Origin of the sequence: Streptomyces sp. NPDC017676, from assembly GCF_044329325.1 — a bacterium.
In the GTDB taxonomy this organism is placed as follows: domain Bacteria; phylum Actinomycetota; class Actinomycetes; order Streptomycetales; family Streptomycetaceae; genus Streptomyces.
Map to the genome: position 1 here is coordinate 78,905 of NZ_JBIRJA010000011.1, position 15,597 is coordinate 94,501.

Genomic DNA, 15,597 nt, shown 5'->3' on the forward strand with positions numbered 1-15,597 from the left:
GGAAGAATCGTGGAGAACCTGATCGCGCTGCTCATCGCGGCGCCCCTGCTCGGAGCGGCCGTCCTCCTGGTCGGTGGCCGGCGCCTGGACCGCGTCGGCCACTGGATCGGCACGCTCCTGTCGGCCGCCTCCTTCGTGTTCGGCCTCGTCCTCTTCGCCGACCTGCTCGGCAGGGGCGCGGAGCAGCGCACCCTGACGCAGCACCTGTTCAGCTGGGTCCCGGTGGCCGGCTTCCAGGCGGACGTCACCTTCCGCCTGGACCAGCTGTCCATGACGTTCGTGCTGCTCATCACGGGTGTCGGCTCGCTGATCCACCTGTACTCGGTCGGGTACATGGAGCACGACGAGCGGCGCCGCCGCTTCTTCGGCTATCTGAACCTGTTCCTCGCGGCGATGCTGCTGCTCGTCCTCGCCGACAACTACCTTCTGCTGTACGTCGGCTGGGAGGGCGTCGGTCTCGCCTCGTACCTGCTGATCGGCTTCTGGCAGCACAAGCCCAGCGCCGCCACGGCCGCGAAGAAGGCCTTCCTGGTCAACCGGGTCGGCGACATGGGCCTGTCGATCGCGATCATGCTGATGTTCACCACCTTCGGCAGCTTCGCCTTCGGCCCGGTCCTCAGCCACACCGGTGACACCTCCGAGGGCAAGCTCACCGCGATCGGCCTGATGCTGCTGCTCGCCGCCTGCGGCAAGTCCGCCCAGGTGCCGCTGCAGTCCTGGCTCGGGGACGCCATGGAGGGCCCGACCCCGGTCTCCGCCCTCATCCACGCGGCGACGATGGTGACCGCGGGCGTCTACCTGATCGTCCGCTCCGGTGCCATCTTCAACGCCGCCCCCGACGCGCAGCTGGCCGTCACGGTCGTCGGCGCGGTCACGCTCCTGTTCGGTGCGATCGTCGGTTGCGCCAAGGACGACATCAAGAAGGCGCTGGCCGGCTCGACCATGTCGCAGATCGGCTACATGGTCCTCGCGGCGGGCCTCGGCCCCATCGGCTACGTCTTCGCGATCATGCACCTGGTGACGCACGGCTTCTTCAAGGCCGGGCTGTTCCTCGGTGCGGGTTCCGTGATGCACGGCATGAACGACGAGGTCGACATGCGCCGCTACGGCGGCCTCAGGAAGTACATGCCGGTCACGTTCATCACCTTCGGCCTCGGCTACCTCGCCATCATCGGCTTCCCCGGCCTGTCCGGCTTCTTCTCCAAGGACAAGATCATCGAGGCGGCGTTCGCGAAGGGCGGCACCGAGGGCTGGATCCTCGGCGGCGCGGCCCTGCTGGGCGCGGCCATCACCGCCTTCTACATGACGCGCGTGATGCTGATGACGTTCTTCGGTGAGGAACGGTGGCGCAAGGCCCCGACCCCGTCCCCGGCCGAGCCCAGCGTGGAGCCCGCCGCCGAGACCCGGGGCGAGCACGCCGAGCCGCACCCGCACGAGTCCCCGAAGGTCATGACGATCCCGATGATCGTCCTCGCCGTCGGCTCGGTCTTCGGAGGTGCCTTCTTCAGCATTGGCGACCGCTTCCTGCACTGGCTGGAGCCCGTGACGGGACACAGTGAGGGCGACTCCCCGCTCAGCGCGGCGACCGTCACCGGCGCCACCATGGTCTGCCTGGTCGTCGGCGTCGCCATCGCCTGGGCCCAGTACGGCCGCAAGCCCGTCCCGGCGGTCGCACCGCGCGGCTCCCTGCTCACCCGCGCGGCCCGCCGCGACCTCCTCCAGGACGATTTCAACCACGTGGTCCTGGTGCGCGGCGGCGAGCACCTGACGCGCTCCCTGGTGTACGTCGACCACACCCTGGTCGACGGCGTCGTCAACGGCACGGCGGCCGGCTTCGGCGGTCTGTCCGGACGGCTGCGCCGGCTCCAGAACGGCTTCGCCCGCTCCTACGCGGTCTCGATGTTCGGCGGCGCGGCACTCCTGGTCGCCGCGACCCTGCTGATGAGGGCGGTCTGATACCGATGTCCTTTCCTCTGCTCACAGTGACGGCGGCGCTCCCGGCCCTCGGGGCGGTGGCCACGGCCGCCGTACCGGCCGCCCGGCGCACCGCCGCCAAATGGCTGGCGCTGGTCGTCTCGCTCGCCACGCTCGCCCTGGCGGTCACCGTCCTGGTCCGCTTCGACCCGGACGGCTCCCGCTACCAGCTCACCGAGTCCCACGCCTGGATCAAGGACTTCGGGGTCAGGTACGAACTGGGCGTCGACGGCATCGCGGTCGCGCTGATCGCGCTGACCGCCGTACTGATCCCGTTCATCATCCTGGCGGGCTGGCACGACGCCGACCCGCTGGAGACGGGAAGCCGCCGCTGGCGGCCCACCCAGGGCTTCTTCGCGCTGATCCTGGCCGTGGAGGCGATGGTGATCATCTCCTTCGAGGCCACCGACGTCTTCCTCTTCTACATCTTCTTCGAAGCCATGCTCATCCCGATGTACTTCCTCATCGGCGGCTTCGGGGACCGTGCCCATGAGCACGGCGAGGAGACGGCCGCCACGCAGCGGTCGTACGCGGCGGTGAAGTTCCTGCTCTACAACCTGGCCGGCGGTCTGATCATGCTGGCCGCGGTGATCGGCCTGTACGTGGTGGCCGGGAACTTCTCGCTCACGGAGATCGCCGAGGCCCGCGCGAACGGCTCGCTGCACATGGCGACCAGCACCGAACGCTGGCTGTTCCTCGGCTTCTTCTTCGCCTTCGCGGTGAAGGCGCCGCTGTGGCCGCTGCACACCTGGCTGCCCAACGCCATGCAGGAGTCCACCGCCCCGGTCGCCGTCCTCATCACCGCGGTCGTCGACAAGGTGGGCACCTTCGCGATGCTCCGCTTCTGCCTCCAGCTGTTCCCGGAGGCGTCCAAGTGGGCGACGCCCGTCATCCTCGTCCTGGCGCTCATCAGCATCGTCTACGGCGCGCTGCTCGCCGTCGGCCAGCGGGACATCAAACGCCTGGTGGCCTACGCGTCGATCTCGCACTTCGGCTTCATCATCATGGGCATCTTCGCGATGACCAGCCAGGGCCAGTCCGGCGCCACGCTCTACATGGTCAACCACGGCATCTCCACGGCCGCCCTGATGCTGGTCGCCGGCTTCCTCATCTCCCGGCGCGGTTCCCGGCTCATCGCGGACTACGGCGGCGTGCAGAAGGTCGCCCCGGTCCTCGCCGGCACCTTCCTGATCGGCGGCCTGGCCACCCTGTCGCTGCCCGGACTGGCGCCGTTCGTCAGCGAGTTCCTGGTCCTGGTCGGCACGTTCACGCGCTACCCGGTGATCGGCGTCATCGCCACCTTCGGCATCGTCCTCGCCGCGCTGTACACGCTCGTGCTGTACCAGCGGACGATGACGGGCCCGGTGAAGCCCGAGGTCTCCGCGATGCCCGACCTGCGCGTGCGCGAGCTGGTGGTCGTCGCTCCGCTGATCGTGCTGCTGATCTTCCTGGGCGTCTATCCGAAGCCCGTGACGGACATCGTCAACCCGGCGGTCAAGCAGACCATGTCCGACGTCCAGAAGAAGGACCCCAAGCCCGAGGTGGAGGCGGCCAAGTGAGCGCACCAGCCGTCCACAGCCTGTGGACAACAGCGGCCGAACCGATCTCGAAGATCGACGCGCCGAAGATCGAATACGGACAATTGTCGCCGACGCTGATCGTCATCGGTGCGGCGCTGGTCGGGGTGCTCATCGAGGCGTTCGTGCCGCGCCGGTCCCGCTACTACGCGCAGGTGTTCGTGTCCGTCGTCGCCCTGTGCGCCGCGTTCGCCGCGGTCGTCGCGCTCGCGGCGGACGGGTTCGGCACCACGAAGGCGCACATCGCGGCCATGGGTGCCATCGCGGTCGACGGCCCGGCCCTCTTCCTCCAGGGCACGATCCTGCTGGCCGGCCTGGTCGGCCTGTTCACCTTCGCCGAGCGGCGCCTGGACCCGGCGGCGCACGGCAACCGGGTCGACTCCTTCGCCGCGCAGGCCGCCTCCGTACCCGGCAGCGACAGCGAACAGGCCGCCGTGAAGGCGGGCTTCACCACCACGGAGGTCTTCCCGCTGCTGCTCTTCGCGGTCGGCGGCATGCTGATCTTCCCGGCGGCGAACGACCTGGTGACCCTGTTCGTGGCCCTGGAGGTCTTCTCCCTGCCGCTGTACCTGCTGTGCGCGCTGGCCCGCCGCAAGCGGCTGATGTCGCAGGAGGCCGCGGTCAAGTACTTCCTGCTGGGCGCGTTCGCCTCCGCGTTCACCCTGTTCGGCATCGCGCTGCTGTACGGCTACGCGGGCTCGATGTCGTACGCGCGCATCGCCCAGGTCGTCGACGGCACGGTCACCGACGTCGACCCGGCCCTCGCCAACACCATGGGCAACGACGCGCTGCTGCTGGTCGGCGGCGCCATGCTCCTGATGGGCCTGCTGTTCAAGGTGGGCGCGGTGCCGTTCCACATGTGGACGCCCGACGTCTACCAGGGCGCGCCCACCCCGGTGACCGGCTTCATGGCGGCGGCGACGAAGGTGGCCGCGTTCGGCGCGCTGCTGCGCCTGCTGTACGTCGTCCTGCCCGGCCTGCGCTGGGACTGGCGGCCGGTCATGTGGGCCGTGGCGATCATCACCATGCTGGGCGGTGCGATCGTCGCCATCACCCAGACCGACATCAAGCGGCTGCTGGCGTACTCGTCCATCGCGCACGCCGGGTTCATCCTCGCGGGTGTGATCGCCACGTCGAAGGACGGCGTGTCGTCGGTGCTCTTCTACCTGGCGGGCTACTCCTTCGTCACGATCGGCGCGTTCGCCGTGGTCACGCTGGTGCGCGACGCGGGCGGCGAGGCCACCCACCTGTCGAAGTGGGCGGGCCTCGGCCGTCGCTCGCCGCTGGTGGCGGCCGTGTTCGCGGTGTTCCTGCTGGCCTTCGCCGGCATCCCGCTGACCTCCGGGTTCGCCGGGAAGTTCGCCGTGTTCAAGGCGGCGGCGGACGGCGGCGCGGCCCCGCTGGTCGTGATCGGTGTGATCTCCTCGGCCATCGCCGCGTTCTTCTACATCCGCGTGATCGTGCTGATGTTCTTCAGCGAGCCGCGGCCGGAGGGTCCGACGGTGGCGGTCCCGTCACCGCTGACCATGCTCGCGATCGGCCTGGGCGTGGCCGTGACGCTGGTCCTCGGTGTGGCGCCGCAGTACTTCCTGGACCTGGCGAACCAGGCGGGAGTCTTCGTGCGCTGAGGATCACCGCGTGCATGCCGCTGCCCGGCACCCCCGCTCAGGGTGCCGGGCAGCGGTATGTCGCCGTGGTCACTGACTCCTGTCGCGGCGCGTCTTGATCTGGGTGAGGTCGAGGTCCATCGGGAACGGCACGTCCAGCTTCATGCGCTCGCGGAAGATGCCGGTGCTCGTGTAGGTGCCGGTCGTCGGCTCCAGCTCGAAGACGTGCACCGCGGCCCGCCCGTTCTCGTTCTCGACCCGCCAGTAGTGGGGGATCTTGGCGCGGGCGTACTTCAGGGGCTTGGTCTCACGGTCGCGGGAGACGGAGTCCTCGGAGACGACCTCGATGGCCATGACGACGGACTCCGCCGGAAAGCGGGTCTGGCTCGGCTCCTCCACCACGTCTGCGCTTACCACCACGACGTCTGGCTCGGGCCTGTTCTGCCGGTCGATGTCGATCGTGAACTCGCGGATGACCTCGAATTCCTCCGGCGCCAGCGACTGGAGCTGCCAATTGAAGAAGTCGACGGCCCGTACATGAAACATCGTCTGCGGACTCACGAAGACCAGGCTCCCGTCGATCAATTCCGTGTGCGGAGGAAGATTCGGGAGGCGGTCCAGGTCGTCGGCGGTCCATCCGCCCTTCGGCGGGGTCGGCCAGCTGGGCGTGGACGCCTTCGGTGCGACGCTCATCAGTGCTCCCATGGGACGGAGTCTCGCCGGTACGTTCAGACTATCGGCCCGAAACGGGCGGGTCCCCCGCGAACGTGTGAACGACAGTCGTGTCCTTGACGTGCGCTTCTCCGGCTGCCCTGTGGACAACTCCGGGACTGTCGGTCCGGACCCCTATGGTGGAGGCAGCGGTCGAGAGACGACACACGGGGGACCGACGGGGGACAGGACGATGGGCGTGACGGGCGGGATCAGCGAGATGACACAGGTGACCGAGGGGCCGGGCGCGGCCGGCAGCGAGGCGCTGGCCACGCTGCACCGGGTCTTCGGGTACGACGCCTTCCGGGGCGAGCAGCAGGAGATCATCGAGCACGTGGTGGCGGGCGGCGACGCCGTCGTCCTCATGCCGACCGGCGGCGGCAAGTCGCTGTGCTACCAGATCCCGGCCCTGGTCCGGCCCGGCACGGGCGTGGTCGTCTCGCCGCTGATCGCCCTCATGCAGGACCAGGTGGACGCCCTGCGCGCCCTCGGTGTCCGCGCCGGCTTCATCAACTCCACCCAGGACTTCGACGAGCGGCGCATGGTCGAGGCCGAGTTCCTGGCCGGCGAGCTGGACCTGCTGTACCTGGCCCCGGAGCGGCTGCGGGTGGACGCCACGCTGGATCTGCTCTCCCGCGGCAAGATCTCCGTCTTCGCGATCGACGAGGCCCACTGCGTGGCACAGTGGGGTCACGATTTCCGGCCGGACTATCTCACCCTCTCCCTCCTCGGCGAGCGCTGGCCGGACGTCCCGCGGATCGCCCTCACCGCCACGGCCACCCGCGCCACCCACCAGGAGATCACCCAGCGGCTGAACCTGCCGACGGCCCGGCACTTCGTCGCCAGCTTCGACCGGCCCAACATCCAGTACCGGATCGTGCCCAAGGCCGACCCCCGGAAGCAGCTGCTCGCCTTCCTCCGCGAGGAGCACGCGGGCGACGCCGGCATCGTGTACTGCCTCTCGCGCAACTCGGTGGAGCGCACGGCGGAGTTCCTGACCGCCAACGGCATCCAGGCCGTGCCCTACCACGCGGGCCTGGAGGCGGCCACGCGCGCGGCCCACCAGGCCCGGTTCCTGCGCGAGGACGGCCTGGTCGTGGTCGCGACCATCGCCTTCGGCATGGGCATCGACAAGCCGGACGTGCGCTTCGTCGCCCACCTGGACCTGCCCAAGTCGATCGAGGGGTACTACCAGGAGACCGGCCGGGCGGGCCGCGACGGTCTGCCGTCGACGGCCTGGATGGCGTACGGCCTGAACGACGTCATACAGCAGCGCAAGCTGATCCAGTCCGGCGAGGGCGACGAGACGTTCCGCCGCCGGGCCGCCGCCCACCTCGACGCCATGCTCGCGCTGTGCGAGACCGCCCAGTGCCGCCGGGGCCAGTTGCTCGCCTACTTCGGCCAGGACCCCGAGACCGCGGCCTGCGGCAACTGCGACACCTGCCTCACCCCGCCCGAGACCTGGGACGGCACGATCGCCGCGCAGAAGGTGCTGTCCACGGTGGTGCGGTTGCAGCGCGAGCGCGGGCAGAAGTTCGGCGCGATGCAGATCGTCGACATCCTGCTCGGCAAGCGCACCGGCAAGGTGATCCAGTTCGACCACGACCAGTTGTCCGTCTTCGGCATCGGGCAGGATCTCTCCGAGGGCGAGTGGCGCGGGGTCGTCCGGCAACTGCTGGCCCAGGGGCTCCTCGCGGTCGAGGGGGAGTACGGCACGCTGGTGCTCACCGAGGCGAGCGGCTCGGTGCTGCGGCGGGAGCGCGAGGTGCCGCTGCGCAAGGAGCCGAAGAAGCCGACCGTCTCCCGGTCGCGCTCCACCGGCTCCTCCGGGGCCGACCGCAAGGCCAAGGCCGTCGCGGCCGAGCTGCCCGAGGCGCTGCTCCCCGCCTTCGAGGCCCTGCGGGCCTGGCGCGCCGAACAGGCCCGGGAGCAGGGCGTCCCGGCGTACGTCATCTTCCACGACGCCACCCTGCGCGAGATCGTGACCCGGTGGCCCGGATCGGTACGCGAGCTCGGCACGGTGAACGGCGTCGGCGAGAAGAAGCTGGCGACGTACGGCGAAGGGGTGATCCAGGTGCTGGCCTCCCTGGACGGGGCCGCCCCGTCGGCCGCCGACACCCCGGCTGCCGACGCCACGCCGGCCGCCGTCGGCAGCCAGGACGCCGACTGGCCCGAGCCGATGGACGAGCCGGAACCGGACGACTGGATATAGCCGGGACGCCGTGGACGGCCTACGCCCGGGCGGCCTGGGATGCGCAGGGATCCGGGACGGCCGGGACTTCCGGGCCTGCTGGGACTTCCGGGAGTGCTGGGACTTGCGGGCCAGCTGGCACTCCGGACGTGCTGGGACCTCGGGCCTGCTGGGACTTGCGGGACACCTGGGTCGCCGGACCCCCGGGGCGGGGCCCACGCGGTGCCGTCAGGTTCTCAGGACAGTGCCGTCAGGCCCGGGGCGAAGGTGATCAGCAGGGGGAGCAGCGGCACCAGCGCGGCCACCGTCGTCGTCAGCGCCCGGTGCCGGCGCAGCAGCCGGGGCGGCGGCTCCAGCAGGCGGTCGACGCGCTCGCCGAGAAGGCGGCGGCTGGAGTCGCAGGACAGGACGCCCCGGTGCTGGTTCAGCTCGATCAGGGCCAGGGCCGTGGTGAGGTGCCCGCAGCGCCGGGAGGCCGTGTCGTCGGCGGCCAGCTCGACCAGGCGGTGCGTCTGGTCGCAGAAGTGGGCGAAGAGCGGCACGCGAGGGAAGCCCGTGGCGAGGGCGGTGGACAGGTGGAGCAGCCAGTCGTGGTGGGCGCGGGCGTGTCCGCGCTCGTGGGTGAGGACGGCGTCCAGCTGAAGGTCGGTGAGGCGGTGCAACGCCCCGGTGGTGACGACCAGTTGTGGCGGGTGCCCCGGCATCCACCAGGCGTCCGGGTACTCGTCCTCCAGCACCAGCATCGGCCCGCGCGCCGCCGGTAGCCCGGCCGGCAGCTCCGGGGCGCGCTCGCGCAGGTGCGCCCGGGCCTGGCCGCGGCTGCGGCGGGCCTCGACGAGTTCGCGGGCCAGCATCGCCGTCGTCCAGGCGGCCCCGCAGGCCAGCAGCACGGTGAGCGCGGCGGCCCACACCGGCGCGGTGGACAGGTCGTACGCGGCGGTGACGGCGGGCGGCGCGGGCGCGAACACGCGGTCGCGGACGGTGTGGAAGACGGCCGCCGCGCCCAGGACCAGCGCGGTCAGGCAGCACAGCAGGACCGTGGCGACGAGGCACTGCCACACCCACAGCGCGACCACGGGTTCCCGTTCGGGCCAGGAGGCATGGGTCAGCGCGCGCGGCGCCGGTACGGCGGCCGTCAGGGCGACGACGCTCAGCAGGAGCAGGCAGACAGTCATGCCGGGGCCCCGGTTCCTGGTCGGAGAGGTGTGCGGGTGACGGTGGTGCCGGGCACGCGTCACGCGACGGCGGCTCGCGCGTGGTGCGTGTCCCCGTCAGTATGACGAAGACGGGCGGCCGGAGTCAGGTGTCGACACCGATCCGCCGGGACCGACCCAGCTCCGCGCCCCCGGCCCCGCCCCCGCCCGGCCCGCCCAACAAGCCACCCGGCCCACCCGGCGCGCCCGTTCGGTGACCCTCCGCCCCGCCTCGCCACCCACCCAGCCGCCACGCAAGCCACCCGGCCCGCCTGGCGAGCCACCCGGCCCGCCACGCAAGCCACCAGACCCGCCCGCCGCTCCCGTTCGGTGACCCCCGCGGGGTCAGCCCGACACCACTCGTCCGCTGACCTCCCCCAGCCCCACCCGGCTGCCGTTCGCGCCCGGGGCCCAGGCCGACAGGGTGACCACGTCGCCGTCCTCCAGGAAGGTCCGCTTGCCGTCGGGGAGTTCGAGGGGGTCGCGGCCGTTCCAGGTCAGTTCCAGCAGGGAGCCGCGCTGGCGTTCGGTGGGGCCGCTCACCGTGCCGGAGCCGTACAGGTCGCCCGTGCGCAGCGAGGCGCCGTTCACGGTCATGTGGGCGAGTTGCTGGGCGGCGGTCCAGTACATGGTGGAGAAGGGAGGTTCGGAGACCACATGGCCGTTGACCGAGACCGAGATGCGCAGGTCGTAACCGCCGGGCTCGGTGCCGGGCGCCGAGTCGTCCAGGTAGGGCAGCAGCGGGTGCGTGCGCTCCGGGGGCGCCACGCGTGCGTGCTCCAGCGCCTCCAGCGGGGTGATCCACGCCGACACGGACGTGGCGAAGGACTTGCCGAGGAACGGGCCGAGAGGGACGTACTCCCAGGCCTGGATGTCCCGCGCGGACCAGTCGTTCAGCAGGCACAGCCCGAAGACGTGCTCCCGGAAGTCGCCGAGCGCGACCGGGGTGCCGAGCCGCGACGGCACGCCCACGACGAAGCCGACCTCGGCCTCGATGTCCAGCCGGATCGAGGGGCCGAAGACGGGCGCGGGGTCGGCCGGGCCCTTGCGCTGCCCGGAGGGGCGTACGACGTCCGTGCCGGAGACGACCACGGTGCCGGAGCGGCCGTGGTAACCGATCGGCAGGTGCTTCCAGTTGGGGGTGAGGGAGTCCTCGGCGCCGGGGCGGAAGATCTGGCCGACGTTGCGGGCGTGGTTCTCCGAGGCGTAGAAGTCGACGTAGTCCGCGACCTCGAAGGGCAGGTGCAGGGTCACCTCGGACAGGGGGTGGAACAGCGGCTCGACGGTCGCGCGGTGCGCCGGGTCCGTGACCCAGGACGTGAGGGCGCGCCGTACGTCCGACCAGGTGGCGCGGCCGGCGGCCAGCAGCGGGTTGAGGGTGGGCCGGGCGAGCAGCGGCTGGTGCGGCGAGCCCAGCGCGGCGGCCGCGGCGCCCGCGTCGAGGACGTGGTTCCCGAGCCGGACGCCGATCCTCCGCTCCGTGCTGCCGGAGGGCGAGAACACGCCGTAGGGAAGGTTGTACGGACCGAAGGGGTCGCCCTCGGGGACGTCGAAGGGGGGCATGGGGTGCTGCCTCACTCTCATCCGGGCCATGCATGGCACTGCGTTCCATGTGGTCGGGCCACACGTTACGGCTGAGCAGCGTGTCTTGGGCAGTGCCTCACCGGGCAGCGCCCATCGCGCCGTCCGCGGCGAGCGGTTGGGCGGGGACGGCACGTAAGTGCGGGAAATGACAGGTGAGTCGGCGGGGCGTGCTGTCCGTATTCTCTGATCATGGCACCCACCCCGGCATATGCACTGATCGCCACTGACCTGGACGGGACGCTGCTGCGCGGCGACGACACCGTCTCGGACCGGTCCCTCGCCGCGCTCGCGCGGGTGGCGCGGGCCGGCGCCCGGCACCTGGTGGTGACGGGCCGCCCGGCCCCGCGGGTGCGGCCGCTGCTCGCGGACCTCGGGTGCGCCGGGCTCGCGGTGTGCGGGCAGGGGGCCCAGGTCTACGACGCCGCGACCGGCCGTCTGCTGTGGTCGGTCCGGCTGGACCGGGAGCTGGCCGAGACGGCGCTCGGCAAGATCGAGGCGGAGGTGGGGCAGGTCTACGCGGCGGTCGACCAGGACGGCGTGGACGGGCTCACGCTCATCGAGCCCGGCTATCGGATGCCCCACCCGACGCTGCCCGCGGTGCGGGTCGGCCGGCGGGACGACCTGTGGTGCGCGCCCATCAGCAAGGTGTTGCTGCGGCACGGCACTCTGTCCGACGACGAGTTGGCGGCCGTGGCCCGCGCGGCGGTGGGCTCCCTCGCGACGGTCACCATGTCGGGGCCGGGCACGGTGGAGCTCCAGCCGTGCGGGGTGACGAAGGCGACCGGGCTGGCGCTCGCCGCCGAACGGCTCGGGATCGCCGCCGAACGGGCCCTCGCGTTCGGCGACATGCCCAACGACATCCCGATGTTCGACTGGGCCGGGCGCGGTGTCGCCATGGCCAACGCGCATCCGGAACTCAAGGCGGTGGCCGACGAGGTCACCTTGTCGAACGAGGACGACGGCGTCGCCGTCGTCCTCGAAGGACTCTTCCCGGCCGGCTGACCGGAGTATCAGGAGCGCCCGGCCCGGCCGCCGGTGCCGGTCAGTAGGCGCCGAACACGTTGTCGATGGACCCGTACCGGGCGGCCGCGTAGTTGCAGGCGGCGGTGATGTTGGCGACCGGGTCGTAGATGTCGAAGGACGTTCCGGCCACGTGGTACGCGTTGAAGGTCGGGTCGATGACCTGGAGCAGGCCCTTGGAGGGGATGCCCTTGGCGGCGTTGGAGTCCCAGAGGTTGATGGCCTTCGGGTTGCCCGAGGACTCGCGGATGATGTTGCGGTAGATGCCGTTGTAGGTGCCCGGGATGTGCTTCTCGGCCATGATCGCCAGCGACTCGCGGATCCAGCCGTCGAGGTTGTCCGGGTAGCCGGCGGGGGTGGTGGCCGCCGTGGTGGCGGTGCTGGGGGCCGCGGAGGCGCCGGTCGCGCCGATGAGCGGCAGGGCGAGGACGGCGGCGCCGGTGCCGGCGGCGGTGAGCGCGCGGACGAGGCGGCTGTTCCGGGTACGGCGGGGCTGGGCGACAGCAGACATGGGGCGTTCCTCTCCGGCGCCTGCGAGGTGAGCTGTCGGGTTCGGGCGGGGAGGTGCCCGGCCGTGCTCCTGACGGAGGCATGGCTTCACCCCTAGCCGTCCCGGCGCGGCGTGTGCCGTTCCGGACCGGCGGCTTACCTGGGTCCCCCGCTCCTGCCGTACGAGTGAGTTCGTCGATGGGTATGCGGGCGGCGGCAGGATTCGGCGTCCGCCCGACGGCCCGGAACGTATGCGAGAGCACATGTCGGGAACAAGGGTCGGAGTCATACAACGTGCGATTTGACCTTGATCGACGCCGTATGAGGTGCTTGATCCTTTGCGGTTGCCAATCCTCAACTCGCCGACGGGACAAGGACTCACGAGGGTCGGGCCGAGGGGGCGGGCCGACCGGGCGCGTGACCCAACTCACGAAATAGCAAACAGTTTTAAGTCGGACATGGGGGATTAGAGGGATTCGCGTCTGAAGTCGGGGTGATGGTGGAACCCGGCATATGAGGAGCGTGGTTGCCGAGGCGAGGGTGCAGTGTCCGGATTACTCTTATATGGATAAAAATCCGCTCACACTGTGTGATCAAAACCATGCCGGTCATGATCCGGTATCGCCCAGGCTGGACCGGTGGGCGCTATCGGTGATCGAAAGAGGACCGGATACGCTGACTTGAGTGATGGCAGCGACCTATCGACAAACCGTGTAATCGCCAGCAGACACCAGCAGACAGGAGACCCCTCGTGACCGTCGTCGGGCCGTTCGGGCTGAGCGTGCGGGACCAGGCTCTGGAAGCCGATGTCCAGGCCGGATTGGCGGCTGTCGAGGAAGGCTTGCTCGAAGCCACCAAGAGCGAGGTCCCGTTCATCACGGGGGCGGCGCAGCACCTCGTACGGGCGGGCGGGAAGCGGTTCCGGCCACTCCTCGTGATGCTCGCCGCCCAGTTCGGCGACCCCTACGCGCCGGGCGTGGTGCCCTCCGCCGTCGTCGTGGAGCTGACCCATCTGGCCACGCTGTACCACGACGACGTCATGGACGAGGCGGCCGTACGGCGTGGCGTGGACAGCGCCAACACCCGCTGGGGCAACTCCGTCGCGGTCCTCACCGGCGACTTCCTCTTCGCCCGTGCCTCCCAGATCCTCGCCGACCTCGGTCCCGAGGCGGTCCGGGTGCAGGCACTCGCGTTCGAACGGCTCGTCACCGGGCAGATCCTGGAGACCGCGGGTCCCTCGGACGGCCGAGACCCGGTCGAGCACTATCTGGACGTGCTGGCCGGCAAGACGGGCTCCCTGGTGGCGGTGTCGTGCCGGTTCGGCGCGATGATGTCCGGCGCGGACGAGACGGTCGTCGACGTCCTCACCCAGTACGGCGAACGGCTCGGCGTCGCCTTCCAGCTCGCGGACGACGTCCTGGACATCGCCTCGGACTCCCACGAGTCCGGCAAGACCCCGGGCACCGACCTGCGTGAGGGAATCCCGACCCTGCCGGTGCTCCGGCTGCGCGAGCGGGCCGCCCGGCTGGGGCTGGCGGAGGACGTCGCGCTGTGCGAGCTGCTGGACTCCGACCTCAGCGACGACGCCCGGCACGCCGAGGCGCTGGCCGCGCTGCGCGCGCACCCCGCGCTGGAGCAGGCCCGGCGGGACACCGTGCGGTACGCGGAGGAGGCGCGGGCCGCGCTCGCCCCGCTGCGCGAGTGCGATGCCAAGGCGGCGCTGATCGAGCTGTGCGACGCGGTCGTGCACCGCGCGGGCTGACCCGGCCGGTCACCCGTACGGGCCCCGGCGTCCGACCGACCCCTACGGGTCGGGTGGAGAAACGGCCGCCGGGTGTCATACCGCAGGTGTAGACGGAGTTGCCTCCGAGGTCTGACGCTTGTTCACGGCCGATTTGGTCAGATGGACACCACGGAAATCACCACTCCTCACCGTTTCGGGTGAGAATGGCGGCTCAGGGTGGACCAGCGGACCAGCGTGAGGACAGCCGCCGCCGACGACGGAGGTAAGGCACACATGGCACCGTACGAATCCGACGACGCAGTGGGCGCCGCGCAGGACGAGCACCCGCGCTCCGGCCGGCGCAAGGCCGCCCGGTACGCCGTGCCGGTCGCGGTGGTGGGGGTGGCGGCGGCCACGATCGGGCTGGTCCCGGCGCTCGCCGACTCCGGTGACCCCGACCTGCCGAAGATCAGCGCACAGCAGCTCATCGAGAAGATCGCCAAGTCGGACGTGCAGCAGCTGTCCGGCACGGTCAAGGTCAGCACCGACCTCGGTCTGCCCGACCTCGGCGGTCTGGAGAACGGCCTGATGTCCGGCGCGGGCCGGGGCGGCTCGGGTGACGGCTCCTCCGCCGACCCGCAGGCCAAGCTCACCGAGCTGGTCTCCGGCACGCACACCCTGCGCGTCGCCGCCGACGGTCCGGACCGGCAGAAACTCTCGCTGCTGGAGAGCGGCGCCGAGTACAGCCTGATCCACGACGGCAAGGACGTCTGGGGCTACGACAGCAAGAGCAACGAGGTCTACCACTCCACCGGAGCCGCCTCCGGCAAGGAGCACGAGGCCAAGCCGCCGGCCACGCCCAAGGACTTCGCCGACCAGGCCCTGAGGTCGGTGGACGACACCACGTCCGTCACCGTCGACGGCACCGCGCAGGTCGCCGGGCGCGACGCCTACAAGCTGCTGATCCGGCCCAAGCAGTCCGGCACCACGGTCGGCGCTATCAGCATCGCCGTCGACGCGAAGACCGGTATGCCGCTGAAGTTCACGCTGACCCCGAGGAGCGGCGGCGCCGCCGTGCTCGACGCGGGCTTCACCCAGGTCTCCTTCGCCCGGCCGGCCGCCTCCACGTTCGACTTCACGCCGCCCAAGGGCGCGAAGGTCACCGAGGAGGAGGACGGCGCCGGGGCCCCGAAGCACGGCGAGGGCCTCGCCGGGGGCCTGGAGGGCAAGGACGGGCTGAAGGTGCTGGGCAAGGGCTGGACGTCCGTCGCCACCTTCGACACCGGCGCCAAGGGCGGCCTGCCGACCGGATCCCAGGGCGGTGACCTCGGCGGCTTCCTCGGTTCGCTGGGCGACCCGGTCTCCGGGAAGTTCGGCAAGGGCACGGTCTTCTCCACCCGCCTGGTCAACGCCCTGATCACCGACGACGGCAAGGTGTACGCCGGCACGGTGACCAAGGAGGCCCTGGTGAAGGCGGCCGACGCGGGGAAGTGACCTCCCGGGCACACCGCACCGGACGAGACGCACC

The 15,597-nt window shown here is 70.9% G+C and carries 11 protein-coding genes and 1 riboswitch; of the genes, 7 read left to right on the forward strand and 4 right to left on the reverse strand.

The window, feature by feature from the left end; all coding sequences use genetic code 11:
- The first annotated feature begins 9 nt into the window (after window positions 1-9).
- The 3 genes from nuoL to nuoN are packed head-to-tail and all read left to right on the forward strand — an operon-like array spanning window position 10 to window position 5,179.
- On the forward strand, window positions 10-1,956 hold the full coding sequence (nuoL, locus tag ACH4LD_RS24430) for an NADH-quinone oxidoreductase subunit L (protein WP_398056547.1): 1,947 nt from the start codon (window positions 10-12) through the stop codon (window positions 1,954-1,956).
- A gap of 5 nt (window positions 1,957-1,961) precedes the next feature.
- Window positions 1,962-3,533, forward strand: coding sequence for an NADH-quinone oxidoreductase subunit M (locus ACH4LD_RS24435; RefSeq protein WP_398056546.1), 1,572 nt, complete (start codon window positions 1,962-1,964; stop codon window positions 3,531-3,533).
- Window positions 3,530-5,179, forward strand: coding sequence for an NADH-quinone oxidoreductase subunit NuoN (nuoN, locus tag ACH4LD_RS24440; protein ID WP_132787052.1), 1,650 nt, complete (start codon window positions 3,530-3,532; stop codon window positions 5,177-5,179). Before ACH4LD_RS24435 ends, nuoN begins: the two co-directional genes overlap by 4 nt.
- 69 nt (window positions 5,180-5,248) lie before the next feature.
- Here the strand turns inward: nuoN and ACH4LD_RS24445 are convergent, their stop codons facing one another.
- Window positions 5,249-5,851, reverse strand: coding sequence for a Uma2 family endonuclease (locus ACH4LD_RS24445; protein ID WP_398056545.1), 603 nt, complete (start codon window positions 5,849-5,851; stop codon window positions 5,249-5,251).
- A 211-nt stretch (window positions 5,852-6,062) separates the two neighbouring features.
- Between ACH4LD_RS24445 and recQ the strand changes: the two genes are divergently transcribed.
- Entirely contained in the window at window positions 6,063-8,081 is a 2,019-nt protein-coding gene (gene recQ, locus ACH4LD_RS24450) for a DNA helicase RecQ (protein WP_398056544.1), read from the forward strand.
- Between the two features lie 215 nt (window positions 8,082-8,296).
- On the opposite strand, the gene ACH4LD_RS24455 is transcribed toward recQ, so the two are convergent.
- Window positions 8,297-9,235: a M56 family metallopeptidase gene (locus ACH4LD_RS24455; RefSeq protein ID WP_398056543.1), complete on the reverse strand. Its 939-nt coding sequence runs from the start codon at window positions 9,233-9,235 to the stop codon at window positions 8,297-8,299.
- Window positions 9,236-9,598: 363 nt separating this feature from the next.
- Window positions 9,599-10,816: a fumarylacetoacetase gene (fahA, locus tag ACH4LD_RS24460; RefSeq protein WP_398056542.1), complete on the reverse strand. Its 1,218-nt coding sequence runs from the start codon at window positions 10,814-10,816 to the stop codon at window positions 9,599-9,601.
- A 210-nt stretch (window positions 10,817-11,026) separates the two neighbouring features.
- Between fahA and ACH4LD_RS24465 the strand changes: the two genes are divergently transcribed.
- Window positions 11,027-11,839, forward strand: coding sequence for an HAD family hydrolase (locus tag ACH4LD_RS24465; RefSeq protein WP_398056541.1), 813 nt, complete (start codon window positions 11,027-11,029; stop codon window positions 11,837-11,839).
- Between the two features lie 40 nt (window positions 11,840-11,879).
- Here the strand turns inward: ACH4LD_RS24465 and ACH4LD_RS24470 are convergent, their stop codons facing one another.
- Entirely contained in the window at window positions 11,880-12,368 is a 489-nt protein-coding gene (locus ACH4LD_RS24470; protein WP_398056540.1) for a transglycosylase SLT domain-containing protein, read from the reverse strand.
- A 4-nt stretch (window positions 12,369-12,372) separates the two neighbouring features.
- Window positions 12,373-12,554, reverse strand: a riboswitch (cyclic di-AMP (ydaO/yuaA leader).
- Between the two features lie 543 nt (window positions 12,555-13,097).
- On the opposite strand from ACH4LD_RS24470, the gene ACH4LD_RS24475 reads away from it, so the two are divergent.
- Complete coding sequence (locus ACH4LD_RS24475; RefSeq protein WP_103812745.1) at window positions 13,098-14,108, forward strand: polyprenyl synthetase family protein; 1,011 nt, start codon at window positions 13,098-13,100, stop codon at window positions 14,106-14,108.
- Between the two features lie 255 nt (window positions 14,109-14,363).
- Complete coding sequence (locus ACH4LD_RS24480) at window positions 14,364-15,563, forward strand: outer membrane lipoprotein carrier protein LolA (protein WP_398056539.1); 1,200 nt, start codon at window positions 14,364-14,366, stop codon at window positions 15,561-15,563.
- The last annotated feature ends 34 nt before the right edge of the window (window positions 15,564-15,597 follow it).